Source organism: Ruegeria sp. (assembly GCF_028066395.1).
Lineage (GTDB): Bacteria > Pseudomonadota > Alphaproteobacteria > Rhodobacterales > Rhodobacteraceae > Ruegeria.
In genome coordinates this window covers 12,433-37,527 of the sequence record NZ_JALCBM010000016.1, presented here as the reverse complement: position 1 = coordinate 37,527, position 25,095 = coordinate 12,433, and the positions used below count along the sequence as shown (strand labels likewise).

27 protein-coding genes are annotated in these 25,095 nt (G+C 61.6%); 17 read left to right on the top strand and 10 right to left on the bottom strand.

Annotated features, from left to right (window positions below; all coding sequences use genetic code 11):
• Window positions 1–37: 37 nt before the first annotated feature.
• The 5 genes from MPJ51_RS07435 to MPJ51_RS07415 all read left to right on the top strand — a co-directional run bounded on the left by MPJ51_RS07435 (window position 38) and on the right by MPJ51_RS07415 (window position 4,421).
• Window positions 38–910: an ATPase gene (locus tag MPJ51_RS07435; protein WP_298384020.1), complete on the top strand. Its 873-nt coding sequence runs from the start codon at window positions 38–40 to the stop codon at window positions 908–910.
• 37 nt (window positions 911–947) lie between these two features.
• Window positions 948–1,865 carry a homoserine O-succinyltransferase gene (gene metA / locus MPJ51_RS07430; RefSeq protein ID WP_298384017.1) on the top strand — a complete coding sequence of 306 codons (918 nt, stop codon included), beginning with the start codon at window positions 948–950 and terminating at the stop codon, window positions 1,863–1,865.
• Window positions 1,866–1,941: 76 nt separating this feature from the next.
• On the top strand, window positions 1,942–2,808 hold the full coding sequence (locus MPJ51_RS07425; protein ID WP_298384013.1) for an alpha/beta hydrolase: 867 nt from the start codon (window positions 1,942–1,944) through the stop codon (window positions 2,806–2,808).
• A gap of 48 nt (window positions 2,809–2,856) precedes the next feature.
• Complete coding sequence (ppk2, locus tag MPJ51_RS07420; protein WP_298384010.1) at window positions 2,857–3,726, top strand: polyphosphate kinase 2; 870 nt, start codon at window positions 2,857–2,859, stop codon at window positions 3,724–3,726.
• Window positions 3,727–3,806: 80 nt separating this feature from the next.
• Entirely contained in the window at window positions 3,807–4,421 is a 615-nt protein-coding gene (locus MPJ51_RS07415) for a TetR/AcrR family transcriptional regulator (RefSeq protein WP_298384007.1), read from the top strand.
• A 3-nt stretch (window positions 4,422–4,424) separates the two neighbouring features.
• On the opposite strand, the gene MPJ51_RS07410 is transcribed toward MPJ51_RS07415, so the two are convergent.
• The 3 genes from MPJ51_RS07410 to MPJ51_RS07400 all read right to left on the bottom strand — a co-directional run bounded on the left by MPJ51_RS07410 (window position 4,425) and on the right by MPJ51_RS07400 (window position 6,646).
• Window positions 4,425–5,483, bottom strand: a complete 1,059-nt coding sequence (locus tag MPJ51_RS07410; protein WP_298384004.1) for an adenylate/guanylate cyclase domain-containing protein — start codon at window positions 5,481–5,483, stop codon at window positions 4,425–4,427.
• Window positions 5,480–5,848 carry a group 1 truncated hemoglobin gene (locus MPJ51_RS07405; RefSeq protein ID WP_298384000.1) on the bottom strand — a complete coding sequence of 123 codons (369 nt, stop codon included), beginning with the start codon at window positions 5,846–5,848 and terminating at the stop codon, window positions 5,480–5,482. Before MPJ51_RS07405 ends, MPJ51_RS07410 begins: the two co-directional genes overlap by 4 nt.
• 105 nt (window positions 5,849–5,953) lie before the next feature.
• Entirely contained in the window at window positions 5,954–6,646 is a 693-nt protein-coding gene (locus MPJ51_RS07400; protein WP_298383997.1) for a Crp/Fnr family transcriptional regulator, read from the bottom strand.
• A gap of 158 nt (window positions 6,647–6,804) precedes the next feature.
• Here MPJ51_RS07400 and hemA point away from each other — a divergent pair, with 158 nt between their 5' ends.
• A complete protein-coding gene (hemA, locus tag MPJ51_RS07395) occupies window positions 6,805–8,028 on the top strand; it encodes a 5-aminolevulinate synthase (RefSeq protein WP_298383994.1) in 1,224 nt (407 codons plus the stop codon).
• A 61-nt stretch (window positions 8,029–8,089) separates the two neighbouring features.
• Here the strand turns inward: hemA and MPJ51_RS07390 are convergent, their stop codons facing one another.
• Genes MPJ51_RS07390 through MPJ51_RS07365 form a run of 6 tightly spaced genes read right to left on the bottom strand, consistent with a single transcriptional unit; the run spans window position 8,090 to window position 13,520 of the window.
• Window positions 8,090–8,377, bottom strand: a complete 288-nt coding sequence (locus MPJ51_RS07390) for a cytochrome C oxidase subunit IV family protein (RefSeq protein WP_298383991.1) — start codon at window positions 8,375–8,377, stop codon at window positions 8,090–8,092.
• Window positions 8,378–8,382: 5 nt separating this feature from the next.
• Window positions 8,383–8,943: a cytochrome c oxidase subunit 3 gene (locus MPJ51_RS07385; RefSeq protein WP_298383988.1), complete on the bottom strand. Its 561-nt coding sequence runs from the start codon at window positions 8,941–8,943 to the stop codon at window positions 8,383–8,385.
• Complete coding sequence (locus MPJ51_RS07380; RefSeq protein ID WP_298383985.1) at window positions 8,940–10,862, bottom strand: VWA domain-containing protein; 1,923 nt, start codon at window positions 10,860–10,862, stop codon at window positions 8,940–8,942. The genes MPJ51_RS07385 and MPJ51_RS07380 overlap by 4 nt, the downstream gene beginning before the upstream one ends.
• A 9-nt stretch (window positions 10,863–10,871) precedes the next feature.
• On the bottom strand, window positions 10,872–11,681 hold the full coding sequence (locus tag MPJ51_RS07375) for a CbbQ/NirQ/NorQ/GpvN family protein (protein WP_298383982.1): 810 nt from the start codon (window positions 11,679–11,681) through the stop codon (window positions 10,872–10,874).
• Window positions 11,682–11,686: 5 nt separating this feature from the next.
• Window positions 11,687–13,054 (bottom strand): cbb3-type cytochrome c oxidase subunit I, encoded by a 1,368-nt coding sequence (locus MPJ51_RS07370; RefSeq protein ID WP_298383979.1) that lies wholly within the window; start codon window positions 13,052–13,054, stop codon window positions 11,687–11,689.
• 16 nt (window positions 13,055–13,070) lie between these two features.
• Window positions 13,071–13,520, bottom strand: coding sequence for a cytochrome c (locus MPJ51_RS07365; RefSeq protein WP_298383974.1), 450 nt, complete (start codon window positions 13,518–13,520; stop codon window positions 13,071–13,073).
• A gap of 277 nt (window positions 13,521–13,797) precedes the next feature.
• On the opposite strand from MPJ51_RS07365, the gene MPJ51_RS07360 reads away from it, so the two are divergent.
• On the top strand, window positions 13,798–14,910 hold the full coding sequence (locus MPJ51_RS07360) for a Hint domain-containing protein (protein WP_298383970.1): 1,113 nt from the start codon (window positions 13,798–13,800) through the stop codon (window positions 14,908–14,910).
• Here the strand turns inward: MPJ51_RS07360 and MPJ51_RS07355 are convergent.
• The gene (locus MPJ51_RS07355; protein WP_298383967.1) at window positions 14,907–16,100 is read right to left on the bottom strand and encodes an NnrS family protein; all 1,194 of its coding nucleotides are present in this window, start codon (window positions 16,098–16,100) and stop codon (window positions 14,907–14,909) included. The two genes, MPJ51_RS07360 and MPJ51_RS07355, sit on opposite strands and share 4 nt — an antisense overlap.
• A gap of 245 nt (window positions 16,101–16,345) precedes the next feature.
• Between MPJ51_RS07355 and MPJ51_RS07350 the strand changes: the two genes are divergently transcribed.
• From MPJ51_RS07350 to MPJ51_RS07305, 10 genes are all read left to right on the top strand, one after another.
• Complete coding sequence (locus tag MPJ51_RS07350; RefSeq protein WP_298383965.1) at window positions 16,346–18,022, top strand: cytochrome D1 domain-containing protein; 1,677 nt, start codon at window positions 16,346–16,348, stop codon at window positions 18,020–18,022.
• A 144-nt stretch (window positions 18,023–18,166) separates the two neighbouring features.
• Window positions 18,167–19,951, top strand: a complete 1,785-nt coding sequence (locus MPJ51_RS07345) for a NapC/NirT family cytochrome c (RefSeq protein ID WP_298383962.1) — start codon at window positions 18,167–18,169, stop codon at window positions 19,949–19,951.
• Between the two features lie 55 nt (window positions 19,952–20,006).
• Window positions 20,007–20,408, top strand: coding sequence for a plastocyanin/azurin family copper-binding protein (locus MPJ51_RS07340; RefSeq protein ID WP_298383959.1), 402 nt, complete (start codon window positions 20,007–20,009; stop codon window positions 20,406–20,408).
• Window positions 20,409–20,598: 190 nt separating this feature from the next.
• Complete coding sequence (cobA, locus tag MPJ51_RS07335) at window positions 20,599–21,360, top strand: uroporphyrinogen-III C-methyltransferase (protein WP_298383957.1); 762 nt, start codon at window positions 20,599–20,601, stop codon at window positions 21,358–21,360.
• Complete coding sequence (locus MPJ51_RS07330) at window positions 21,353–21,766, top strand: cytochrome c (protein WP_337959809.1); 414 nt, start codon at window positions 21,353–21,355, stop codon at window positions 21,764–21,766. Before cobA ends, MPJ51_RS07330 begins: the two co-directional genes overlap by 8 nt.
• On the top strand, window positions 21,763–22,908 hold the full coding sequence (locus tag MPJ51_RS07325) for a cytochrome D1 domain-containing protein (RefSeq protein WP_298383954.1): 1,146 nt from the start codon (window positions 21,763–21,765) through the stop codon (window positions 22,906–22,908). Before MPJ51_RS07330 ends, MPJ51_RS07325 begins: the two co-directional genes overlap by 4 nt.
• Window positions 22,909–22,911: 3 nt before the next feature.
• Entirely contained in the window at window positions 22,912–23,901 is a 990-nt protein-coding gene (locus MPJ51_RS07320) for an AsnC family transcriptional regulator (protein WP_298383951.1), read from the top strand.
• Window positions 23,898–24,347, top strand: coding sequence for an AsnC family transcriptional regulator (locus tag MPJ51_RS07315; protein ID WP_298383948.1), 450 nt, complete (start codon window positions 23,898–23,900; stop codon window positions 24,345–24,347). Before MPJ51_RS07320 ends, MPJ51_RS07315 begins: the two co-directional genes overlap by 4 nt.
• The gene (locus tag MPJ51_RS07310) at window positions 24,344–24,826 is read left to right on the top strand and encodes an AsnC family transcriptional regulator (RefSeq protein WP_298383945.1); all 483 of its coding nucleotides are present in this window, start codon (window positions 24,344–24,346) and stop codon (window positions 24,824–24,826) included. Before MPJ51_RS07315 ends, MPJ51_RS07310 begins: the two co-directional genes overlap by 4 nt.
• A gap of 3 nt (window positions 24,827–24,829) precedes the next feature.
• The coding region (locus MPJ51_RS07305; RefSeq protein ID WP_298383942.1) for a radical SAM protein at window positions 24,830–25,095 on the top strand (266 nt) is incomplete at its 3' end.

Below are 25,095 nucleotides of genomic sequence, written 5' to 3'. Positions count from 1 at the left end.
CCCGAATTAGCTAGGGCGAAACAAGGGACAGCGGATCATGATCTACGCCTCAGCTCGGGAATGGCGCGACGCGGCGCGCAAAAAAGTGCTGTTTTTCGGCATGTCGGGGCTTGGGAAATCCTTCGTCTCGAACCGTTTGCGGGATGCGGGCGACTGGTTCCACTACTCGATCGATTACCGCATCGGCACGCGTTATATGGGCGAATACATCGCCGACAACGCCAAAGCCGAAGCGATGAAGGTCCCCTTTCTGCGCGAGCTTTTGCTGTCGGATTCGATCTATATCGGCTCGAACATCTCGTTCGAGAATCTGACCCCCGTCTCGGCCTATCTGGGCAAACCGGGCAATCCGGCCCTGGGCGGGCTTGAGATCGCCGAATACCGCCGCCGGCAGGAACAGTTCCGCCTGGCCGAAATCCACGCCCTGCTGGATACGAAATACTTCATCGACCGGGCGCGGAAACTGTACCATTACCCACACTTCATCTGCGACACGGGTGGGTCGATCTGCGAATGGGTCGATCCGAACGATCCCAAGGATCAGGTCCTGTCCGAACTGTCCCGCCATACGCTGATGGTCTGGATCAAGGGGGGTGAGGCGCATACCAACGAGTTGATCCGCCGTTTCGACAAAGCCCCCAAGCCAATGTCCTATCAGGCCGAATTCCTGACGCAGGTCTGGGACGAATATCTGGCTCAACAGGGCTGCGCGGCGGACGAGGTCGATCCCGACGCGTTCATCCGCTGGACCTATGCCCGCGCGCTGGCCCATCGTCAGCCGAGATACGAGGCTATGGCCAACAATTGGGGCATCACCGTCACCGCCGATGACATCGCCAAAGTGCGTGACGCCGGCGATTTCGACGAGTTGATCGAACACACCCTTGAGACCCGGCCCAACCGGCCCTAAGTTCCAGATTTCATTCACAGCTTCAACAACGTGACCCATGCCGATCAAGATCCCATCCGACCTGCCTGCCTTTGACGTCCTCACCGATGAGGGCGTGATGGTCATGGCCGACGATCAGGCCGCACGTCAGGACATCCGCCCCCTGCGGATCGGGTTGTTGAATCTGATGCCCAAGAAGATCCAGACCGAAAACCAGTTCGCGCGTCTGATCGGGGCCACGCCGCTGCAGATCGAGCTGTCGCTGATCCGCATGACCGAGCATCAGACCAAGAACACTGCTGCCGAACATATGGCTGAGTTCTACCATCCTTTTCAGGAGGTTAAGGACCAGAAGTTCGACGGGTTGATCATCACCGGCGCGCCCATCGAGCATCTCGATTTCACCGATGTCACGTACTGGGATGAAATCAGTGAGGTGTTTGATTGGACGCAGACCAACGTGCATTCCACTTTTGGCGTTTGCTGGGGCGGGATGGCGATGATCAACCACTTTCATGACGTGCGTAAACACATGCTGGACGCCAAGGCATTTGGCTGTTTTCGGCATCGCAATCTTGATGAATCCTCGCCGTTTTTGCGCGGGTTTTCAGACGATTGCGTGATTCCCGTCAGCCGCTGGACCGAGATGAAACAGGCCGAGATCGATGCTGCATCCGGCTTGAGAACCCTGCTGGGCAGTGATGATGTGGGCCCCTGTCTGGTTGAGGACCCGGATCACCGTGCGCTCTATATCTTCAATCATTTCGAATATGACAGCGACACGCTGAAACAGGAATATGATCGCGACGTGGCCAATGGCACGCCGATCAACGTACCGATCAACTACTATCCCGACGACGATCCCAGCCAGACACCGCAGAACCGTTGGCGCAGCCATGCGCATCTGCTTTATGGCAACTGGATCAACGAGATATACCAGACAACCCCGTTCGACATGAGTAAGATTGGCCACTAAGCTTCTGATATCCCTTTGCCTTCTGCTGTTGGTCCTTACCGCAGCAACGGCATGGCGCGTCAGTCAGCGCGAGAGTATGGCGGAGGCAAATTTCCCCGTCGAAGGTCAGATTGTCGAGGTTGATGGCATCGCCGTTCACGCCGTGGTCATGGGTGACGGGCCGGATGTGGTGCTGATCCACGGCTCCAGCGGCAATACCCGCGACATGACCTTTGCTCTGGCCCCCATTCTGGCCGAGAACTATCGCGTCATCGCATTTGATCGCCCCGGATTGGGCTATTCTGACAGCTTTAACCCCGATGGCGAAACCATTGTGGAACAAGCGGAAATCCTGCAACGGGCTGCCGCACAACTGGGCGCGAACAAGCCCATCGTAGCGGGACAAAGCTATGGTGGGTCGGTCGCGCTGGCCTGGGCGGTAACACGGCCCGAGAATATCTCGGGTCTGGTGCTGATCGCCCCTGCCGCAATCCCGTGGGAGACGCCTCTGGACGCGTTCAACACGATTGGCGCGACCTCGGCGGGTAACGCGTTGGTCCTGCCGCTGATCACGGCCTATGTGCCGGACTGGTATGTGGACGAGGCACTGAACAAGGTGTTCGCGCCCCAGACGGCGCCCGAAGGCTATGCCGACCATTTCGGCACCGGCCTCAGCATGCGCCGGTCCTCGATGCATGCAAATGCCAAACAACGCGCCAATCTGCTGGCCGAGGTCACCGAATTGCAGCCGCGATATAGTGAGATTTCCGTACCCACCGAGATCGTGCATGGCACGGCGGATACGACCGTCTTTCTCGACTGGCATGCTCCCCGCCTGATCGAACAGATTCCCGGTGCGGAACTGATCGAACTGGAAGGTATCGGCCACATGCCACAAGTCGTCGCCGCGCCCGAGGTTGCCGCCGCCATCGACCGCGCCACGCAGCGGGCGGGTTTGCGTTAACCCTCGGCGTAATCCATAGTCAGGTATGGATTTTATCACGAGGCGCGCATGACCGGTTCTGAAACAGGCTCGATTGAAGACTATTTCCGCAAGAACGCCCCGGATGACATTCGCAAGGCCATCAAGGATGCCAAGAAGGGCGACATCCTGAACCCCACCTACCCCTATTCCGAACGGATGAAGGGCAAGGATTACAACCGTCAGATGGATGCGCTGCAGATCGAGCTGGTCAAGTTGCAGGCCTGGGTCAAATCCACCGGCCAACGCGTCGCTATCGTGTTCGAAGGCCGTGATGCGGCAGGCAAAGGCGGCACGATCAAGCGATTTCGCGAGAACCTGAACCCGCGCGGGGCGCGGAACGTGGCGCTCAGCAAACCCTCGGACGCGGAACGCAGCCAGTGGTATTTCCAGCGCTACATCCCACATCTGCCCTCGGCTGGGGAAATCGTTTTCTTCGACCGCAGCTGGTACAATCGCGGCGTGGTGGAAAACGTCTTTGGCTTCTGCACCCCCGAACAGCGCGAACGGTTCTTTCGTCAGGTGATGCCGCTGGAACATGGCTTCGTCAATGACGGCATCCACCTGTTCAAGTTCTGGCTGAATGTCGGTCGTGCCGAGCAGTTGAACCGCTTTCTGGCACGTGAAACCGACCCGCTAAAGCAATGGAAACTCAGCCCTATCGATATTGCCGGGCTGGGCAAGTGGGATGAATACACCGCGTCGATTGCCGAAACCCTGACCCGGTCGCATTCCGAACATTGCCCCTGGACCATCATCCGATCCGACGACAAGAAACGCGCGCGGCTGGCCGCAATTCAGACCGTTTTGGGCGCGCTGGAGTATGACGAGAAAAACGCCGAAGCGGTGGGCCTGCCCGACCCGGATATCTGCGGCGGGCCAGACATCTGGGACGCCTAGGATCGGTTGGACGCGCCCCGGCGCTTGGGCTATGTGTTGAAACCAGAGCAGAAAAACAAACCACAGCGGCCGGGGCCGGAATGACAAAGCGCGGTTATCACCACGGAAACCTCAAACAAGCGCTGATCGAGGCGGCGCTGTCCCTGATCGAGGCCAAAGGCCCGACCGGTTTCACCCTGTCCGAGGCCGCCAAAACCGCAGGCGTCACCCCCGCCGCCGTCTATCGCCATTACGAAGGCCGCGAGGACCTGATCGCCGAAGCCGCCCGTCAGGGGTTCGAGATGTTCGCCGACCTGATGCAGTTCGCCTATGACAAGGGCCAGCCCTCGGCCCTGGCCGCGTTCGAGGCCACGGGCCGCGCCTATCTGGCCTTTGCCCGCAAGCATCCCGGCCATTACATCGCGATGTTTGAAAGCGGCATCTCGGTCAACCGCACGCCGGAACTGGCCCTTGCTGCCAACCGCGCCCGAACCGTTCTGGAAAAGGCCGCCGCTGATCTATCGCAGCATATCCCGCCGGAAAAACGCCCGCCCGCCTCAATGTTCTCGGCCCATATCTGGGCCATGAGCCACGGTGTGGTCGAGTTGTTCGCCCGCAACACCGGCGCGACATCCCCTTTCCCGCCCGAGGAATTGCTGGAATCCGGGATCGGCATCTATCTGCGCGGATTGGGCCTGTTACCGCAGGATGACTAGGGCCTAGAACATCCGGGTTTTCTGCGGCGTTCCCAGCCGCGAGGTCACGTTGATCAGTTCCATCCGCCCCATCCCCTTGATGTCGCTCGGCCCCAGATCGGTGATCTGAAACTCGTCGATCAGGGCATACTTCATCTCTTCCGGGGCGACGATATTCATCGGATTGGCAAAGACCTGCAGGCGCGAGGCGATGTTCACCGCCGGGCCGAACACGTCATAGACATATTTCTGGATACCAACGACCGAACCAACCGCCGCGCCCATGCCAAGCCCGATACGGGCCTGCCATTTATGCGGATGGCTTTCATTGCGCCGCTCCAGATAACGCAGGAAACGCACCGCGCAATGGGCCACCGCCGTGGCATGATCCGGCGTGGCATCGGGCATGCCCGAGACCGCCAGATAGGCGTCACCAATTGTCTTGATCCGCTCACACCCGAATTGTTCCACGATCCGGTCGAAGGCGGTGAAAATGTCGTTCAACTCGCTCAGCGTTACGGTCGGGTCGGTCTTGGCGGCAAAATCGGTGAAGCCCACGAAATCCAGCATGACCACCGACACCTTATCATAAAGCTGCGGCGTCACCACGCCGAAGGTCTTGAATTCTTCATAGACCGCGCGCGGCATCAGGTTCAGCAGCAGGCGCTCGACCCGTTCCTTCTCGCGCTCCAACTCACGCGTATTGCGTTCCACCATGGTCGAATAGCTGTCGATCATGCTCTCCAACTCGCGGATGCGGGTGATGTTCTGGCATTCGACCACCAGCACCTGTTCTTCCAGCCCATTGGCCAGCGAGATGGCTGTGGCAAAGATCAGCGTGCGGCGCTTGGGTTTGATCTGCAACTCAACCGAATAGCGTAGACCGGACTGCTTCACATCCTCCAGCTCTTTCAGATCAAGATCGGGCAGGATGTCCAGCAGGGTCTGGCCCGGTTCGGGCGTGCCGAACCATTCGGCAAAGGGGCCGTTGTGGAACACAAAGGTCAGGTCCGAGGCCCGCAGCACCGCGACCCCCACCCCGATCGCCCGCAGCAGATGCTCATTGATGGCAAGAATGCTCATGCGGCGGTCCGGGCCACGATGATGGCGCGTTTGGATTCGATCGCTTCAAGCGCGATATCTATATCCCCATCAGCCATCCCGTGCATCTCCAGCGCCTCGCGCAACAGGGCGCTCATCTCATCGAAATCATCATGCGAGATGTTCAGATGGCGATGCACCGCCTCGATCCGGTCATCGCTGAACGAGGCCGGGCCACCGACCAGAGAAGACACGAATTTGGTCTGATGATCGATCAGGCGCGGCATGTCGATATCATCGAAATGATCGCCGATCTGTTCGGATTCCAATGCCATCTCATAGAATGACATCACGATGCGGCTGATGGTTTTGAACCCGCCGTATTTCTCGTAAATGGTCTGACTCACAACAAAAACCGAAGTGTTATTGGCGATAACACTGCGAGCATATATCAAAATGACAGTTTTGTTAACTTTTAAGCGTTGTTATGTCTCGCCCATGCGGCGCCGCCCCTATTTCTCGGACGGATCGCTTTCGGCATAATCACGCAACCCCACCACATCCGAAATCACCGCATGATTGCGGTTGATCCGCACGCCCACGGTTTTCAGGCGCGAAAAGGCGCGGCTCAGGCTTTCGGGTTTCATCCCCAGACGCCCGGCGATCAGCATCTTGTCATAGGGCAGTTCCACCTCGCATCCGCCTTTGTCATTGACGCAAAGGTTCAGCAGGAATTCGGCCACCCGCTGCGCCCCGGTCTGCGCCTTCAACTGCTCCAACTGCGCCACCAGAGCATGCAGATGGCTGAAGGTCGCGGCCAGGATCGACACGCCGATCTCGGGATCCTCGCGCATCAGCGACAGCAGCAGGGGGCTGGGGATGTGCATCACCTCGCAGGGGGACACCGCCTCGGCCGAGACCGGATAGGGCACGTTGCGCAGGGCCACGGCCTCGCCAAAGCTTTCGCCACGGGTAAAGACGCTGACCACGGCCTCGGACCCGGTGGGTGACATGCGGAACAGCTTGACCCATCCGGCCAGCACCACATGCACCGCCTTGGCCTCTTCTTCCTGCAGAAAGATCGTCTCACCCCGGTCATAGCGCCGCCAGATCGCGTGGCTCAGCAAGGTGTCGACATGTTGCTCGGGCAGGCTTTTGAGCAGCAGCGACTGCCGCGCGATGGCCTTTTGTGCTTCATGCGCCATGACGGGTCCTTTTCTTCATGCCCCTGCCCAAAGGGCTATGCCAAACCCCAGCCAGCTACAACATGTCTTTCCTTGCATGAACTTGACTATTGTCATGTCGTGGCCCTCGCGTCGGGCATAATCTTGGGCCAAAGCCAGTATCCCGGGGAGCAACCGAAATGGACTACGAGCGATTTTTCACCCAGAGTCTGGATAATTTGCGGGATGAGGGCAACTATCGCGTTTTCATCGACCTGCAACGCCGCTGCGGCGCGTTCCCGAACGCGCGTCAGACCGATGGGCAGGTACAGCGCGATGTGCGCATCTGGTGTTCCAACGACTATCTGGGCATGGGGCAGCACCCTTCGGTGATCGCGGCCATGCATGACGCGCTGGACCGCTGCGGCGCGGGCGCGGGTGGCACGCGCAACATCTCGGGCACCACCCATGACCATGTACTGCTTGAGGCGGAACTGGCCGATCTGCATGGGAAAGAGGCCGCGTTGCTGTTCACCTCGGGCTATGTGTCAAACTGGGCGGCGCTGGGAACACTGGCAGCGAAAATCCCCGGTCTGATCGTATTTTCCGATGCGCTGAACCATGCGTCGATGATCGAGGGCATCCGCCATTCGCGGGTGCAGAAAGTGATCTGGAAACATAATGATCTGGCCGATCTTGAGGCCCGTCTTGCCGCCGCCGACCCGGACGCGCCGAAGATGATTGCCTTTGAATCGGTCTATTCCATGGATGGCGACATCGCCCCCATCAAGGAGATTTGCGATCTGGCCGACAAATACGGCGCGATGACCTATCTGGACGAGGTTCACGCCGTTGGCCTGTACGGGCCCCGCGGCGGTGGCATTGCCGAGCGCGAAGGGCTGATGCACCGTCTGACGGTGATCGAGGGCACTTTGGGCAAGGCGTTCGGAGTCGTCGGCGGTTACATCGCGGCCTCGGCGGCGCTGTGCGATTTCGTGCGCAGTTTCGCCAGCGGGTTCATCTTTACCACCGCCCTGCCCCCGGCGATTGCCGCAGGCGCTGCCGCCTCGATCCGGCATCTGAAACAGTCGGGTGCGGAACGTGACCTGCAAAAAGCCCGCGTGGCGCAGGTGCGCGCCCGGCTGGATGCCGAGGGCATTCCACATCTGCCCAATCCCAGCCACATCATCCCGGTGATGGTGGGCGATCCGGTGAAATGCAAATTCATCTCGGACACGCTGCTGGAAGAGTTCGGCATCTACATCCAGCCGATCAACTATCCCACCGTGCCCAAAGGCACCGAGCGTCTGCGGATCACGCCATCGCCGGTGCATACGGATGCGGATATCGACCACCTGATTGGTGCGCTCTCGGCCCTGTGGCAACGCTGTCAGATCGCGCGGATGCCGATGGCCGCACAGTAATTCAAAGCCCCCTTTGCTTTGTCACCTGCCGCCCCTTTTTCGGGGCGGCTCTTTTTTGGGCTCAGATCAGGTAGAGACCGTAGACCAGCGCCGCAAAGCCGGTCAGCACCAGGGTGAAGCCCCGCAGCCAGGGCGTGCTTTGCGCAAGGTCGAGGTAACACGCCAGAATCAGCCGCGCCTTGATCAGGGCGAGGATCAGGATACCGCCTGCCAATACGGCACCGGGAATAGGCAGAAGGGTCAGCAGAGTTGAGCCGAGGCTGAGTGCCAAAAGCCAGAGCCAGGCGCGTGTGGGTGAGTTCGGGAGCCTCCGGCGGGAGTATTTGGGAAAAGATGAAGTTGCGGACATCGCTTTTATCCCAGCAGGTAGATCACGGGGAAGAGCATGATCCAGACCAGATCGACCATGTGCCAGAACTGGGCTCCGGCCTCTATATTGCGTGGGGCGTCCCGCCAGGCGACCAGCAGCAGGAGGCCGACACCGGCCAACACATGGGCGGCGTGGAACCCGGTGAGCAGGTAGTAGAACAGGAAAAACGGGTGCGTTTCAAAGGTGATGCCTTGTGCCGCCTTGCCTGCATACTCCGCGCCCTTGATGATCAGGAACAGGATGCCCAGCATCGCCGCGCCAATCAGCGCCAGCCGTGCCGCAGTTCGTTGCGCGTGGCGCCACCACAATGCCTGTGCAGCAAGGTAGCCCGAGGTGACCAGTACGCCCGTGTTGAAGACAGCGCCGGTGCGGTAGAGATGCGATTGCGCCTCGGCAAAGCCTGCCGGGTCGGTCAGGCGGACGCCCATGAAGGCAATCAGGCCCGCGCCGAAGACCAGCAATTCGCTGATGATCAGCACACACATCAGCAGTTCTCCGGGCAACTCGTCGATCAGGCCGCCCGGCTGGGCGCTGCGGTCGCTCATGCGCCGACCAGTTGGCGGTAGATCTGTGGCAGGGCCATGGTCAGGCGGTGCGGGTCGGGGATGACGGCGAACCCGCCCTGCCCGAACATGCGCGGGAACCAGCTTTTGCCGGTTTTGTCGATGGTGACTCCGAACACGGATTGCCCTGCGCGGCGGGCCTCGCGCACCGCCATGGCAGAATCTTCGATACCGTGGCGGCCCTCGTAATGGTCCAGATCGTTGGGTTTGCCGTCGGTGATCACCAGCAGTAAGCGGCGCTTGCGCGATTGTCCGGCCAGATCAGCCGAGCAATGGCGAATGGCAGCCCCTAGCCGCGTGTAATGGCCCGGGCGCAGCGAGGCGATACGCTGTTCGACCGCTGTGCCCATCGGCTCATCAAAGCGTTTGCACCGCTGGACATAGACACGCTGCCGTTTCAGCGAACTGAAGGCGTGGATGGCGAAATCGTCGCCGCAGGCGTTCAGACCCCAGGCCAGCGCGGCCAGCGCCTCGCGTTCGATGTCAATCACCGCGCGTCCCGTGACGGCGCTTTCGGTTGAGCGGCTGACATCCAGCAGAATCGAGACTGCCAGATCACGCGCCTCAGGCCGAGACTGCAGCCAGATGCGTTCATTGCCTTCGCCGCTGGCGTGGCGGTCGGTTTCAGCGCGCACGGCGGCCTCGATATCCAGTTGGTCGCCATCCAGATGGCCGCGTGTCATGACACGGCCCGGGCGCAGCGCCTCGAACTGGCGTTTGATGGCGCGGATGCGGCGGGCGGTGGCGGGATCTTTGCCGAATTCAGCGGCGTCGGCGCGGATATCAGCATCCGAGGTCAGAACGTTGACGTGATCGGGCAGATACTGGCCCGTGCGCACATCCCATTCCGGATAGAGGACACGGCCCGACAGACGTTCGCGATCCACATCCTCGGGCGCGAGGTCCAGATGCAGTTTCAGCCGCGTCGGCGGGGCTTTGGAGATCTGGCCCAGCCCGATCTCCTCCTGATCGTCGGCGGCCTTTTTGGCATTGTCGGGATCGTCATCATCGACGCGACGGTTGAGGTTCAGGAACTCGGCCCAGCTGAGGATCGCTTCGAACTTATGCAGGATGAAGCTGTCGTTGCGCTCGGCCTGATCGGATTTGCGGCGACGGGCGCGGTGGGTTTTCTCGCTCGATTCTTCGAGCGGACCATCGGTATCGGGGTTTTCAACCTCATGATGTTCCGAAAACCCGACGGCGCGCATTTCCGGCCAGAGCGGAACCGGGCGGAAGGGCTGGTAGCCACGCGGGGCAGCAAGGGCCTCGTCCAGCGATTGAAGCTGTTCCGCCCTGGCAGATAATGCCGCCGGGTGGCCCAGCATATGGCAAACCAGTTCCTCGACCGCGGCCTCATCCGGCGGCAAGTCGGGCACGTCGCGCTGTTGCAGCAGCCCCTTGCAAAGTTCGGTGTAAAGCGGGCGCAGACCGGGGGCGTTGTCCAGCGTGGCCGCGACCATCGTCTGCGCGGCGCTCAGCGCGCGCAGATCGGCGCGCAGGGGGTCGTCTTCGTCGATCCGGGTTCCGGCATGGGCGGCGGCGGCCGCCAGCCAGACATAGAGCGCGCCATTGGCCTCGCGCGAGGGGTAGACGGACAGCCGGTCCGGCAGGCGCAGCACCTCGCCATCGAACGAGGCGCGCGGCATCAGTTCAGCTTCGGTGCCCAGACGGCGGCGCCAACTGAGCCGGTGATGCGAAATCTCGGGCGAGACCGGGCGCAATTCCACGCCCGGGCTGCCCCCAAGCCCCCGAAAGAGGACGGCCAGCCGCCCCGCGACCTGCGAGAGGTCGACCGCGGCTCCTTCGTGCACCAAAGGTGCATCGAGGCGGCTGGCCAGGGTGTGCCACAGTTTCCCGATCGTTTCTTCGGGTTCCCATGGCTCAAAATCGATCTTGACCATCGGCCGGCCTCACCCAAAGACAGCCGTGACAAGATCGAGGAGCCCGCGTTTGATGTCCTCGTCATCAGTCAGAGGTTCGATCATGGCGGCAAGGATGGCGCGGTCGGTGGACATGCCCTGTGCGATCAGCGTCGCGGCATAGACGACCAGACGGGTGGAAACGCCCTCCTCAAGGTCCTGACCCTTGAGCCCGCGCAGTTTGCCCGCAAGGCGCACCAGCGGTTTGCAGCGTTCCAGCGGCAGGCCGCTTTCCTGCGCGACAACTTCGGCCTCCATCTGCGGCGACGGAAAGTCGAACTCCATCGAGATGAACCGTTGCCGGGTCGAGGGTTTCAGGGTTTTCAGGATGTTCTGGTAGCCCGGGTTGTAGGATGCCACCAGCATGAAGCCGGGGGCGGCCTCAAGCTCTTCACCGGTGCGGTCGATGGGCAGGATGCGCCGGTCATCGGTCAACGGGTGCAGCACAACGGTCACGTCCTTGCGGGCCTCGACCACCTCGTCAAGGTAACAGATCGCGCCCTCGCGCACCGCGCGGGTCAGCGGACCATCGACCCAGACGGTTTCGCCTCCTTTCAGCAAATAGCGCCCGATCAGGTCGGCGGCGGCCAGATCGTCATGGCAGGCCACGGTATAAAGCGGGCGTCCGAGGCTGGCTGCCATATGGGCCACGAACCGGGTCTTGCCGCAGCCGGTCGGGCCTTTCAGCAGCACCGGCAGGTTGTTGGTATAGGCGGCCGCAAACACATCGCATTCGTCGCCCTGCGGCAGGTAGAAGGGGGCGTCAGCCGCCCCCGTTCCAAGTTTGAAGGAGCCTTCCATATCCATCACTCCGCAGGGGTTTCAGCTGCACCGGGTTCGATGATCTCTTTCCGGGGGACCCAGATCGCGTAGATGAACAGCAGCGCACCGATGACCACGACCAGACCAGAGCCAAAGCGCATCCAGTAGAAGATCGCGACCTGATCCTGTACGTCCATGAAATAGTCTCCGACCACCCGCTGCATGTGTGTCTGCACGGTTCCGGCGAAGGTCAGCACGAAGGTCATGAAGACCATGCCACTGCTCATAAGCCAGAAACTGCCCATGTTCAGCACCTGATTATACGGATCGCGGTTTTTCAGGATCGGCATCGCATAGGTGAAGATCGCCAGGTTGAGGCAGACATAGGCACCGTAGAAGGCCAGGTGGCCGTGCGCTGCGGTGATCTGCGTGCCGTGGGTATAGAAGTTCACCCCGTGCAGCGTGTGCAGGAAGCCCCAGACCCCGGCCCCGAAGAAGGCAAGCGTGGCACAGCCCAGCGACCACAGCAGCGCGGCCTTGTTGGGGTGGTCCCGGCGGCCTTTCCAGACCATGACGAAGGCAAAGGCCATCATCGCGAAGAACGGAATGACTTCGAGGCTGGAAAAGATCGACCCGATCCACTGCCAATACCCCGGTGTCCCGATCCAGTAATAATGGTGGCCGGTGCCGAGGATACCCGAGAACAGCGCGGCAGCAACGATGACATAAAGCCACTTCTCGACCACCTCACGGTCAACACCGGTCAGCTTCAGCATCAGGTAGGCCAGGATCGAGGCCATGATCAGCTCCCACACGCCTTCGACCCACAGGTGGACCACATACCACCAGTATTGCTTGTCCAAGGAGAGGTTGCCCGGGTTGTAGAAGGCAAACAGGAACAGCAGCGCCAGACCCCACAGGCCCAACAGAAGGATGTTGGTAATGGCGGTCTTCTTGCCCTTCAGAACGGTCATCGACACGTTGTAAAGGAAGATCAGCGCGGCCACGACGATACCCGCCTTGACCCATTTGGGCTGCTCAAGGAACTCGCGCCCTTCTTTGCCCAGCAGCCAGTTGCCTTCGAACAGGTTGAAGACATAGGTCAGCACCACACCCAACGTGCCGACCACAAGGATCAGCAGTTGCAGATAGGCCAGCTTGGGTGAATGGATTTCACGCTCGGCCTCTTCCGGGATCAGGAAATAGGCGGCACCAAAGAAGCCCAGGATCAGCCAGACAATCAGCGCGTTGGTGTGCAGCATCCGCACGATGTTGAACGGCAAAAGCTCGCTGACAAAGTTGGGGGATACATAGATCCAGCCTGCCAGCAGACCGCCCAGCACCTGGATCGCGAACAGGCCCATGGCTACTGCAAAGTAGGCGTAGGCGATTTTTTGGGATTCGTATTTCATTGCTCCGTTCCCTTTCTCAGCCCGCGTCGTTGGGCGGCCAGCCCTGCGCGTCGATATTGTCCGTCCAGATCAGAAAGTTGGTCAGGTCGCGGATCTCTTCGTCGCTGAGGTTGAAATTGGGCATCTGCCGACGACCGGGAATGCCGGTGGGCTGCGCCTCCATCCAGCCCTTGAGGGCCTCAAAGGCCGAATCCGGGTCGTCCAGAACGTCCCAGCGGGTCATCACGTTGCCGACTTCGGGGGCGAAGTAGGCCCCTTCCCCAAGGATCGAATGACAGTTGATGCAGGCATGTTTTTCCCAGACATGCTTGCCCCGCACCACGCTGTCATCCAGTTTCGCCGAGTTTTCGGAGTTCACGATATACAGGTGGGAATGGGCCGACAGGGCCAGGAAGATGAGGATAAAGAACAGGGAACCGCCATAGAATATGTTGCGGGCCATGCTCTTGGTCATGACTTCGCGCATTGCGCTCTCCTTTGCGCCGCTTTGCTAGTGGGGCAAGAATGGCGGCGGGCGCTTAGGTGCGCCTTAACCAAAGTCAAGACTTTGTGAAGTAAGCTTTTAGGAGGGGGTCGCGATGCGGGAGGGTGACACCTGTTACCGGAAAATATGCCGGTGATTTAACCACAAACCCCCAAAAATGCCGTTATACGGCCTTGATAAGCGGAATAGTAACCCGCAAATGTTTACTTGAACGCTCAAGGCACCGCGCAGCGCACACCAGAACGAGTGGTAGGTTAAGATGGCGAATTATTCCTTTATCGGCTACGCCCCTGGCGTCATCACGGTCGATTTCAATTTCGGCCCGGATTTCATCACGCTGGATGCGAACTTTGATCCCAATACGGATCGGCGCATTTTCGATGTCACTGATGATGCCGGCGGGCTGATCCTTGACGGCGGGGCGGGACTACCCGACACCGGAACCGTTTTCAACGGCGACCGGTTCAACAACGAAACCGGCGATGACCTGACGCAGACCGGTGTCGTGACCGATCTTGACGGCACGACCACATTTGCCAGCGGCAATATTTATCTTGAGGAATCCTATTCGCTGACCAACCCCAGCGGCGGCACCATCGATGTCTTCCGGGTCGAGGTGGACGGCACCCTTGTCGGCTATGTCACGTCAGAGCCTCTGGTGCCGGGTACGACCTATACGTTTCAGGCCTCGAACGTCACGCCGACAAACGCGCCGGATACTGCTGATCCCACCACCATCGTGGACGTACCCTGTTTCGCGCAGGGCACCATGGTTCAAACCCCATCGGGCGACAAGGCGATTGAGATGTTGTCGGCCGGGGATGAGGTCCTTACGCTGGACAATGGCCCCCAGCGCATTCGCTGGATCGGCTGCAGACAGCTGGGCCGCGCGGAACTGGCCGCCAAAACCCGGCTGCGTCCGATCCTGATCAAGGCCGGGGCCCTGGGCTGCGGCCTGCCCCGGCGCGATCTGCGCGTGTCGCCGCAGCACCGGATGCTGGTCCGCTCGGCCATTGCGATCCGCATGTTCGACACCAAAGAGGTTCTGGTGCCCGCGCATAAACTGGTGGGCGTGCCCGGTGTCTCGGTCGATGACAGCTGCGATCAGGTCACCTATTACCACATGCTGTTCGACCAGCATGAGATCATCTTTGCCGAACAGGCGCCCTCGGAAAGCCTGTTTACCGGACCCGAGGCGCTGAAAGGCATCAGCCCGGCAGCGCGGGCCGAGATATTCGAGATGTTTCCGTCTCTGGCAACGCCCGGACATGTCCCGGCCTCGGCACGACCCATTCCGGTCAAGGGCCATCAGGTGCGCAGCATGATCCAGCGTCACATCAAGAACAGCCGCTCTTTGATCGAGCATATCTAGGCGGTGCGAAGACGCGGCCCGGTCAGGGCGGGCCACATGGCAATCAGATAAAGCGCGATGGCACCGATCCACAGCCCGTCAGCCACCAGCATCGCGGTCAGATAGCCCGTATCCAGCCCCGTGCCCAGCCACCGCAGGATCGCTGCAACCGCCATCAGCCCATAGGCCAGCGCCATCGCGGGCGGGGCCACCAGATCGCGGCCCGAATGACCCAGTGCGGCGCGGCTCATCACCGCCAGGGTCATGCCCCCGACGCAGCCGATGCCCAGAACATGCAGGGCGGCGATCTCATTGCCATTGCCCAGCACCGCAAGACCCCACAGGATCAGACCCAGCGCCAGCATGCCAAGGCCCAGATGCAGCGCGATCAGGATCGGTTGCCGCAGTGCCCAGCACGCCCGCCAACGGGCCATGCGCAAAATCTGCAACCCGCCCAGAACCAATGCCAGCACCGCCACCACAGGCCCCGCCCCCAGAGCCAGCATGACCAGCGGCACCAGCAGCGCCGTCACCATGCCCGCCTTGTCCAGTGCCGCGATCGACACCGGCCATGTCCCCTCGGGCGCCCCGGCCCGCTTCATCGCGTTGCGGGTAAAGGCCGGGGTGATACGCCCGCCAAGGATGGCGATCATGCAGCACAGCGACAGCAGCCCGGCACGCAGGCCGGTGTCCAGCGTGTTCACTGTCACGCCCATCCATTGCAGATGCGTCATTAGATTGGCGATCCAGATATAGCTGAGCAGCAGCAGAAAGATCATGTTCTGCGGCTTGGGGCGGCGGATCAGCTGTGTTGCGATCTTGGCCGCCAGTATCGGAACAAAGGCCAGATCAAAGGCCGCCACCAGCCCCGCCGGGATCGCGCCGGAAAACCACATCGCCAGCCGCCCCGCCAGCCACAAGAACGCGGTCAGGGCAATAAAGCGCGCCCGCGCCTCGGCAGCACCGGTCCAGTTCGGAACCGCAGTCAGGAAAAATCCGCCCAATGCGGCGGTGGCATAGCCAAAGATCATCTCATGCGCATGCCACATGGGTGGCGTCATGGCATAGCTTGGCGCGGCATGAGGCACCGCCCCGGTCTGGGTCAGCAGCCACACCCCCCAGGCGCCGCCCGCAAACAGGCCGTAAAGGCCCGCCGACAGGAAAAACACCCGGAACCCTTCGCCCATGACGCGCGTGATCATTGCCGACATGCCTGCTCTCCTTGGTCGCGAATTTGTTGACCCAAGATGTAGCCGCGCCGCGCGCCGCCGCCCTTAACAAATATCAAGACGACCGGAAAATATGACCCCGAAACACAGGTTTTTCCGCACCTGCTTTCCCCCCGAAACCGCCCCCTGCCCCCCATTTTGCAGGCCCCCCGTTGACTTTGGTCAAGGAGCAACCCGGCACGATGTCTCATCCTTGGACTTGCCTCACCAGCAATCGGAGAGTGATCATGTCACTTGCACACAGCTACACGAGAACCGGCCGCGCCTTTGGGGTCGGTCTGGCAATGTTGCTGGGCAGCGTCGCCGCCCCAGCCCTTGCCCAAGAGCCAACCCTGAGCGACGAGGCGTTCGAGGCCTCCAAACAGCTTTACTTTGAACAATGCGCCGGCTGTCACGGCGTTTTGCGCAAAGGGGCGACTGGTAAGAACCTTGAACCGCACTGGAAGAAAACCGCAGCCGACGGCACCGTGACCGAAGGCGGCACGCTGCAACTTGGGCAGGATCGTCTGGAAAAGATCATTGCCTGGGGCACCGAGGGCGGCATGAACAACTTCTCGGACATCATGACCGAGCAGGAAATCAAGGACATGGCGACCTACATCATGATGGACGCCCCCAAGCCGCCTGAAATGTCGCTGGAACAGATGAAGGCCACCCGCAAGGTCTATGTCGAAGAAGCCGATTACCCGACCGAGCCGCTGCATGGCCGCAACTGGGAAAACTTCTTTGTCGTCATCGAACGTGACGTGGGCAAGGTGGCGGTGATCGACGGCGACACCAAAGAGGTGCTGACCCACATCCCCACCGGCTATGCGGTGCACGTTCTCAAGGCGTCGGAACACCATGCTCTGGAGGAACCCGAACAGCCCGGCCGTTTCTGGTACACTATGGGCCGCGACGGCAAGATGACCAAGATCGACCTGTGGCAGACCCCCGACAAGATGTTGGTGTCCGAGGTCAAGATTGCCTATGACGCGCGCGACGTTGCGGTCTCTGGTGATGGTAAATACGTCATCGGCGGGGGCTATTGGCCACCGCATTTCGCAATCGTTGACGCGCAGACGATGGAACCGGTCAAGGTGGTTTCGACGCGCGGCGTGAACGTCGACGGGGATTATGTGGAAGAGGCCCGCGTGGCCGCGATCTACACCACCCCGAACGAACCCACCTGGATCGTTGCCGTGAAGGAACTGGGGCAGTTGTGGCAGGTCGATTATACCGATCTGGACAATCTGCGGATCGACAAGATCGACAGCGCCAAGTTCCTGCATGACGGGTTCTTCGACCCGACAGGCCGGTACTTCCAGATCGCCGCAAACGCGTCGAACAAGATGGTGGTCGTCGATACCGAAACCCACAAGCTGGAAGCGATGATCGACACAGCCGCCCTGCCACACCCCGGCCCGGGCGCCAACTGGGTCGATCCGAATTGCGGTCCGGTCGCTGGCACGACCCACCTTGGCGTCGGCACCGTCACGGTCTGGGGCAATGACCCCGAGAACCGTCCGGATGATGCCTGGAAGGTCTGCTATGAGGTGGAAACCGACGGCCCCGGCCTGTTTGTCCGCACCCACCCAAACTCGGACTACATCTGGGCTGACCAGACCAAGCACCCCGAACCGGAAGTGCAGCAGTCCGTTCAGGTCATCTCGAAAGAGACCGGCGAGATCGTGAAAACCATCCAGATCACCGAAGACGAAGGCAGCGCTGCCGTCCACTTCGAGTTCAACGCTGACGGCACCGAGGTCTGGGTTTCCAAATGGAACCTGTCGGATTCGAAAGAGCCGAACGGCCAGATCGTGATCTTCGACGCCAAAACGCTGGAAGAGATCGGCCGCATCGACGGGCTCTATGCGCCAACCGGCAAGTTCAACGTCTACAACCGCTCGAACCACGTCACCTGACGGGTTCGCTGCCAATGACCGAAAGGGCGGGCCCCTCGCCCGCCCTTTCCTTGTGATCCGCGGCCCCTTGCCGCCGGACCCGACCAGCCATTTCCACCGGCCTGACACCCAGGGCCAGACAAGACAGCCAAACGGAGCCTGGATATGACCCAGTCCGAACCGGATAAGAAAAAACCGATCTGGCGCCGGTATTTCCTGTGGGGAATGCCCGTGGCCGGGGTCGCCGCGGCCTTTACCGCCGGTATCGTTTTCTGGGGCGGTTTCAACACCGTCATGGAAGCAACCAACACCAAGGAATTCTGCGTCTCGTGCCACGAGATGCGCGATTTCGTCTATGAGGAATACAAGGGCACGATCCATGACGTGAACCGCTCCGGCGTGGGCGCCGTGTGTTCCGACTGCCACGTGCCCAAGGACTGGACCCACAAGATGATCCGCAAGATCAAGGCGTCCAGGGAACTGTATGGCAAGATCGTCGGCAGCATCAACACGCCCGAGAAATTCGAAGCCAAGCGCATCCATCTGGCGATGAACGAGTGGGAGCGGATGAAGGCCACCGACTCGGTCGAATGCCGGAATTGCCACGATTTCGAATCGATGATGCCCGAGTTCCAGAAACCCCGCGCCCGTCAGCAGCACCTGAACGCGATGGAGATCGGTCAGACCTGTATCGACTGTCACAAGGGGATCGCGCATTCGAACATCCGCGACCGCGCGACCGAGGAATATCTGGAAGAGCTGGAAGCGCCAAACCCCGCCTTCATCCGTCCGATCCCGGCGGAATATCTGGCCAGCCTAAAGCGGATCGAAGCCAAAGAGGCCGCCGAGGCCGAGGCTGAAAAAGCCGCCCGCGCCGCCCAGCAAGAGGCCGTGCAGGCGCAGATCGCAGCCGCCGTTGATGCGGCGGTGGCCGAGGAACGCGCCAAAGCCGCAGGCGAAGCCCCTGCGGCAGGAGGTGGCGGCAGCGATGTCGGTGGCACTATCGACTGGACCGCCGTTGCCAGCGCCGATCTGAAACTGTTCTATCCCGGTCAGGCTTCGTTTGAATGGGTGCAGAACGGCAAATTCCACGGCGGCGCCCGTCCGCTGACCAAGGGCGGCGATCAGTGCTCGACCTGTCACGCCAAGGAACTGGATGCGATCGGCAACAAGATCGTGGCAGGCGGTGAATTGGAACCGACCCCGATCCCCGGCAAGCGCGGCGTCATCGACGCGACCGTGCAGGCGGCCCATGATGATGAGAACCTGTATATCCGCATGCAATGGCCGGATGCGGGCCACAACCCTGCGCCTTTTGTCGATGGCGGCAAGATGGACCCGGACAACCAGATCAAGGTTGCCATGATGATCACCGGCACCGGGATCGAGCTGGGTGAACAGGTGGGCTGCTGGGCCTCGTGCCACGCCGACAACACCTATATGCCCTTCGCGCCCGAAGGCGATGCGATTGCCGCCAATGGCGATTTCACCAGCCGCATGACCGCGCAGGACACGGTGACCAAATACATCAGCGAAAGCCGCACCGAGGTCGAGGTCAAAGGCCGTCGCGGCAAGGCGCTGGGGGGCTGGGACAAGCTGGAAGCCGAAGAGCAGATCCAGCAGTATCTGGCCGACGGCACCTATCTGGACCTGATGCGCGTCTATGCCGATGGCAGCGCCACCAACGGCTATCTGCTGGAACAGCGCGTGGTCAACGAGGGTGAAATCGCCGCCTCGGCCACCCTCTCGGGTGGGGTCTGGACCGTGGTCTTCACCCGTCCGCTGAACTCGGGCGCGCCCGGTGACATACCGCTGGAGGCTGGCAAGACCTACACGGTCGGCTTTGCCATTCATGACGATTACGCCGCCGCGCGGTTCCACCATGTGACGCTGAACACCAGCCTCGCGCTGGATGACGATGCGGCCAATATCAACGTGGTGAAACACTAACGGATGGGGGCCGGGCAATCCGGCCCCTGCCCTTTTCGGACAGGAGACATGGACCATGAAACCCCACCGCCTTCTTCCCGCATTGCTGATCCTGGCCGCACCCGCCTGGGCGGATGAGGCCGCGGACATCTGCGCCGAGGCCGAAGAGCGCTATGTCGAACTGTTCGGTCAGCCCTCGACCACGGTCGAAGATGCCGAGGTGGTGCTGATGTATAAATACAGGTTTTGCCCTGCCCAACTGACGGTCAAGGCGGGCACCACGGTGCGTTGGGTCAATGTGGACAAACGCACCAGCCATTCGGTTCTGCTGAAAGATGGCAGCGCACCGGAAAGCGACCGGCTGTTCCCCGAGGAAACGGTTGATCTGACCTTCCTCACCCCCGGCCCGCAGGACTATCTGTGCGGCCCCCATTGGGAAACGCAGGACATGATCGGGATGATCACCGTCGAACCCTGAGCCGAGGCAGCAGATACAGGCAGGATCAAGGGGCGCGGGCGCAAATCCCGGGCTCCTTAACTTTAGTCAAGGAAGCCGCGCCGGGAATACGGCACCCTTGGCCCATGACACGCCCGGTTTACCCAGCAACGTCCTCTGATCGCGCAGGATCTCCGGGTTCCGAAGACATTCAGATCAAGCGAGATTGCACATGAGCGGTAAGGTTTTTCTGATCGGCGCCGGACCGGGTGATCCTGAACTGATGACCCTGCGGGCGCTGCGCAAGCTGCAAGAGGCCGATGTGGTGGTCTATGACCGTCTGGTCTCGGATGAGATACTTGCCCTGCACGCCGGCGGCGCGCGGTTGATCCCGGTCGGCAAGGCCCCGAAATGCCATACCGTGCCGCAGGACCGCATCAACGAGATTCTGCTGGAGGAGGCCCGCGCCGGGCACATCGTCGCGCGCCTGAAGGGCGGCGATCCGATGATCTTTGGCCGCGGCTCGGAAGAGGCCGCCTTTCTGATGTCCCATGGGATCGAGGTTGAATACGCGCCGGGCATCACCGCGGCCCAAGGCGCGTCCAGTTCAACCGGCGTGCCGCTGACCCATCGCGGGCTGGCGACCTCGGTCCAGTATGTCACCGGGCACCGGCAGGCCGACAAGGTGCTGGATCTGGATTGGAAGCGTCTGGCCGACCCGGATTCGACGCTGGTGGTTTATATGGGCGTGGCCAATATCGGCCAGATCGCCATGGGTCTGATGACCGAAAACCTGCCCGGCGCCACCCCGGTTCTGGCGGTCGGCAAAGCCACCACGCAAGAGGAACGCCGCATGGTGTCCCGGCTGGATCGTCTGGCGGCGGATGTGCGCGAGGCCGGGCTGGAGGCCCCGACGCTGTTCATCATTGGCAAGGTCGTCACGCTCTATGCGGAACGGCCCGTCGCCGAGCTGTTGGGGCAGGCACATGGCTAAGCTTGGATGCAGGAAATCAGGGCCGCGCCCGACCCTGGGTGGCCGGGAAGCACTCCCCGGCGCGCGGACCGGCGTTGCCGCCCGGCCATCCGGCTGGACAGCCCGCGCTGTCCTGTTGACGGCCGCACTTGTGACCACCACCGCCTTCGCCGCCGACACGCTCGACACAAACGCGCTGAAACGCCTTGTCCATCAGGATTGCGGCTCGTGCCACGGTCTGTCGCTCAAAGGCGGCCTCGGCCCCGATCTGCGGTCCGAGACGTTGGAGCACTACGAGGCCGAGGTTCTGACCAGCGTCATCCTCGACGGCATCCCCGACACAGCCATGCCCCCGTGGCGACCCCTGATCAGCGTGGAAGAGGCTGAATGGATCGCCCGTTACCTGCTGGAACCGGAGGCCCCATGAAGCATCTTGCCCTCACCCTTGCCGCCACCCTGCTGATGACCACCGCGCAGGCCGAACCCACAGCGACCGGAGACCTGGGGCTGGTGATTGAACGGGCCACCGGCTCGGTCCTTCTGGTCGACCAGTCCGAACGGGCCGCGCTGGCGCGGATCGAGGGCTTGGGCGATCTGTCCCACGCCTCGCTGGTCTATTCGCCCGATGAACGCTTTGCCTATGTCTTTGGCCGCGACGGCGGACTGACAAAGGTCGATATCGTCACGCGGACCATCGCGAACCGTGTCGTGCAGGCCGGGAATGCCATTGGCGGCGCAATCTCGGATGACGGGAAACTGGTCGCCGTTTCGAACTATGAACCGGGCGGCGTGCGGGTGTTTGATGCCGACACGTTTGAGATGGTCGCCGACATCCCTACCGGCAGCAAGACCATTGGCCTTGTCGACGCGCCGGGGCGGCGGTTCGTCTTTACCATGTGGGACACGGGCGAGACCTGGATCGCCGATTTCGCAGCGGATGCGCCCGAGATCACCAAGATCCCCGACATGGGCAAAAACCCCTATGACGCGCTGATCACCGCCAATGGCCGCACCTATATCACCGGCCTGTTTGGCGAGGACGGGTTGACCGCGCTGGACCTGTGGTCTGACACTCCGGAACCGATCCGGGTGCTCCCAGACTATGGGCGCGGGCAAGAGGAAATGCCGGTCTACAAGATGCCCCATCTGGAAGGTTGGGCGCTGACAGGGCGCGAGTTTGTCCTGCCCGCCGTCGGTCATCACGAGGTGCTGTGGATCGACGCGGACACCCTGACCGAAACGGGGCGCACCAAGACCCACGGTCAGCCGGTCTTTGCCATGGCGCGGCCAGACGGGCGACAGGTCTGGGTGAATTTCGCCCATCCGCTGAACGACACGATTCAGGTGATCGATTCAGTGACCAAGGACATCATCCACGAATTCAAACCCGGCCCGGCGGTGCTGCATATGGAGTTTACCCCGCGCGGGCACGAGGTCTGGATCAGCGTCCGCGACGCGGGCAAGGTCATGGTTTACGACACGCAGACCTTCGAAAAGCTGCGCGAGATCGAGGCCGAAAGCCCCTCGGGCATCTTCTTCACCGCTCGTGCGCACAAAACGGGGTTGTAAGCCATGCAACATGTCACCGACCCAATCGACCGCCGCCTGCTGGACGAATTTCAGCGCGACTTTCCCATCACCGAACGGCCCTTTCAGGTGCTGGCCCGCGCACTGGGTCTGGACGAGGCCGAGGTGCTTGATCGGCTGACCCGCATGCGGGCAACCGGGCGGATCACCCGGGTGGGGGCCACGATTGCGCCGGGGGCGGTCTCGGCCAGCACGCTGGCGGCGGTTGCCGCGCCCGAGGAGCGTCTGGAAGAAGTTGCCGCCCTGATCGATGCCGAACCCGGCGTGAACCATAATTACCAGCGCGAGGATATGTGGAACCTGTGGTTCGTCGCCACCGGTCCCGACCGCGCACATGTGAACGCCACCCTCGCCCGCATCAGCCGCCGCACCGGGTTGCGGGTGCTGGACCTGCGGCTGCTGCGCCCGTTCAATGTCGATCTGGGTTTTCGCATGACCGGCAGCGGCCACAACATCCCCGCACCACGCCTGCCCGATCCAAGCGCCCTGCAGGACGGCGACCGGGCGCTGTTGCAGGTGCTCAGTTCCGGCCTGCCGCTGGTGGCCGATCCCTATACCCTGCTGGCGCGGGGTCTCGACCGCGCACCGGACGAAGTGACGGCGCGGATCGAGGCGCTGCAGGCTGCGGGCATCATCTCGCGCCTCGGGGTCATTGTGCGCCACCGGGCGCTGGGCTGGTCGGCCAATGCGATGGTGGTCTGGGACATGCCCCCCGAACAGGTCAACCGCGCCGGACCGGCGCTAGCAGCCCACCCTGGCGTAACCTTGTGTTACGAGCGCAACCCGGTCGAGGACCTTTGGCCCTATCGCCTCTATTCCATGATCCACGCCCGTTCGCGCAGCGAAGCGCTGGCGGTTCTGGACGGGGCCCGCGCCCTGCCCGAACTGGCGGGCGCGCAGCACAAGGTGCTGTTTTCGACCCGCTGTTTCAAACAGACCGGCGCGCTGATCCACGCCAGGGAGGTTGCCGCATGACATTGGACGCCACCGACCGCGCCATTCTGAACCGGATGCAGGACGATCTGCCTTTGACCGCGCAGCCCTATGCCGCCGTGGCCGAAGAACTGCGCCTGTCGGAACATGATCTTCTGACCCGCCTGTCGCGCATGAAGGATGACCGCGTGATCACCCGTTTTGGCCCTTTCTTCGACGCCGCCGCCATGGGTGGGGCCTTTTGCCTGTGTGCCATGTCTGTGCAGCCCGAGGATTTCGAAACCGTCCTGACCAAAGTCAATGCGCACCCGGAGGTCGCCCATAATTATGAACGCACGCACCGGCTGAACATGTGGTTCGTGCTGGCCACTGAAACGCCCGAGGGGATCAAGGCCACCGCCGATGCGATCGAACGGGAAACGGGGATCAAGGTTCTCCGTTTCCCCAAATTGCAGGAATTTTTCATCGGCTTCCGGGTGGCGGCATGATCGACGCAAAAGACAGAGAGATCATCGAGGCGCTGCAAGGCGGCCTGCCGCTGGTGCCCGCGCCCTATGCTCGGGTCGCCGAAACCCTTGGTATGGATCAGGACGCGTTATTGTACCGTCTGGCCGAGCTGAAATCGCGCGGTGTGATCCGCCGCATCGCCGCCGCGCCGAACCACTACAAGCTGGGCATGACGTCGAACGGAATGACCGTCTGGGATGTGATCGATGATCGTATCACCGAACTGGGCGCACAGATCGGCGCTTTGCCCTTTGTCACCCATAGCTATGAACGCCCGCGCGCCCTGCCCGACTGGCCCTATAACCTGTTTGCCATGGTCCATGGCGCGGATCGGGACGAGGTCGAGGCGAAACGCACCCAGATCGCCGGCATTCTGGGCGATGCCTGCCGGGCCAGAGACATCCTCTATTCCACGCGCATCCTGAAAAAGACCGGGCTGCGCCTGAAAGCGAAAGGCTGAGATATGTTCCGCCTGACCGAATACATGCATCAGCTGGTTAACCCGACCCCAGTCCGCAAACGCCGCCCCGGGCCAGTGAAGCCGGTGGTGATCTGGAACCTGACGCGGCGCTGCAACCTGAAATGCCGCCATTGCTATACCGTCTCGGCGGATGTGGCGTTCCCGGGTGAGCTGAGCCATCAGCAAGCCATGGAAACCCTTGAGGATCTGGGCCAGTTTCGCGTCCCGGCCCTGATCCTCTCGGGTGGGGAGCCGCTGGACCGGTTCGA

What these genes read in the sequence shown, in the direction of transcription:
- MPJ51_RS07435 (WP_298384020.1), top strand. Translation starts at nt 38, where the DNA reads ATGATCTACGCCTCAGCTCGGGAATGGCGCGACGCGGCGCGCAAAAAA.
- metA (WP_298384017.1), top strand. Translation starts at nt 948, where the DNA reads ATGCCGATCAAGATCCCATCCGACCTGCCTGCCTTTGACGTCCTCACC.
- MPJ51_RS07425 (WP_298384013.1), top strand. Translation starts at nt 1,942, where the DNA reads ATGGCGGAGGCAAATTTCCCCGTCGAAGGTCAGATTGTCGAGGTTGAT.
- ppk2 (WP_298384010.1), top strand. Translation starts at nt 2,857, where the DNA reads ATGACCGGTTCTGAAACAGGCTCGATTGAAGACTATTTCCGCAAGAAC.
- MPJ51_RS07415 (WP_298384007.1), top strand. Translation starts at nt 3,807, where the DNA reads ATGACAAAGCGCGGTTATCACCACGGAAACCTCAAACAAGCGCTGATC.
- MPJ51_RS07410 (WP_298384004.1), bottom strand. Translation starts at nt 5,483, where the DNA reads ATGAGCATTCTTGCCATCAATGAGCATCTGCTGCGGGCGATCGGGGTG.
- MPJ51_RS07400 (WP_298383997.1), bottom strand. Translation starts at nt 6,646, where the DNA reads ATGGCGCATGAAGCACAAAAGGCCATCGCGCGGCAGTCGCTGCTGCTC.
- hemA (WP_298383994.1), top strand. Translation starts at nt 6,805, where the DNA reads ATGGACTACGAGCGATTTTTCACCCAGAGTCTGGATAATTTGCGGGAT.
- MPJ51_RS07390 (WP_298383991.1), bottom strand. Translation starts at nt 8,377, where the DNA reads ATGTCCGCAACTTCATCTTTTCCCAAATACTCCCGCCGGAGGCTCCCG.
- MPJ51_RS07385 (WP_298383988.1), bottom strand. Translation starts at nt 8,943, where the DNA reads ATGAGCGACCGCAGCGCCCAGCCGGGCGGCCTGATCGACGAGTTGCCC.
- MPJ51_RS07380 (WP_298383985.1), bottom strand. Translation starts at nt 10,862, where the DNA reads ATGGTCAAGATCGATTTTGAGCCATGGGAACCCGAAGAAACGATCGGG.
- MPJ51_RS07375 (WP_298383982.1), bottom strand. Translation starts at nt 11,681, where the DNA reads ATGGAAGGCTCCTTCAAACTTGGAACGGGGGCGGCTGACGCCCCCTTC.
- MPJ51_RS07370 (WP_298383979.1), bottom strand. Translation starts at nt 13,054, where the DNA reads ATGAAATACGAATCCCAAAAAATCGCCTACGCCTACTTTGCAGTAGCC.
- MPJ51_RS07365 (WP_298383974.1), bottom strand. Translation starts at nt 13,520, where the DNA reads ATGCGCGAAGTCATGACCAAGAGCATGGCCCGCAACATATTCTATGGC.
- MPJ51_RS07360 (WP_298383970.1), top strand. Translation starts at nt 13,798, where the DNA reads ATGGCGAATTATTCCTTTATCGGCTACGCCCCTGGCGTCATCACGGTC.
- MPJ51_RS07355 (WP_298383967.1), bottom strand. Translation starts at nt 16,100, where the DNA reads ATGTCGGCAATGATCACGCGCGTCATGGGCGAAGGGTTCCGGGTGTTT.
- MPJ51_RS07350 (WP_298383965.1), top strand. Translation starts at nt 16,346, where the DNA reads ATGTCACTTGCACACAGCTACACGAGAACCGGCCGCGCCTTTGGGGTC.
- MPJ51_RS07345 (WP_298383962.1), top strand. Translation starts at nt 18,167, where the DNA reads ATGACCCAGTCCGAACCGGATAAGAAAAAACCGATCTGGCGCCGGTAT.
- MPJ51_RS07340 (WP_298383959.1), top strand. Translation starts at nt 20,007, where the DNA reads ATGAAACCCCACCGCCTTCTTCCCGCATTGCTGATCCTGGCCGCACCC.
- cobA (WP_298383957.1), top strand. Translation starts at nt 20,599, where the DNA reads ATGAGCGGTAAGGTTTTTCTGATCGGCGCCGGACCGGGTGATCCTGAA.
- MPJ51_RS07330 (WP_337959809.1), top strand. Translation starts at nt 21,353, where the DNA reads ATGGCTAAGCTTGGATGCAGGAAATCAGGGCCGCGCCCGACCCTGGGT.
- MPJ51_RS07325 (WP_298383954.1), top strand. Translation starts at nt 21,763, where the DNA reads ATGAAGCATCTTGCCCTCACCCTTGCCGCCACCCTGCTGATGACCACC.
- MPJ51_RS07320 (WP_298383951.1), top strand. Translation starts at nt 22,912, where the DNA reads ATGCAACATGTCACCGACCCAATCGACCGCCGCCTGCTGGACGAATTT.
- MPJ51_RS07315 (WP_298383948.1), top strand. Translation starts at nt 23,898, where the DNA reads ATGACATTGGACGCCACCGACCGCGCCATTCTGAACCGGATGCAGGAC.
- MPJ51_RS07310 (WP_298383945.1), top strand. Translation starts at nt 24,344, where the DNA reads ATGATCGACGCAAAAGACAGAGAGATCATCGAGGCGCTGCAAGGCGGC.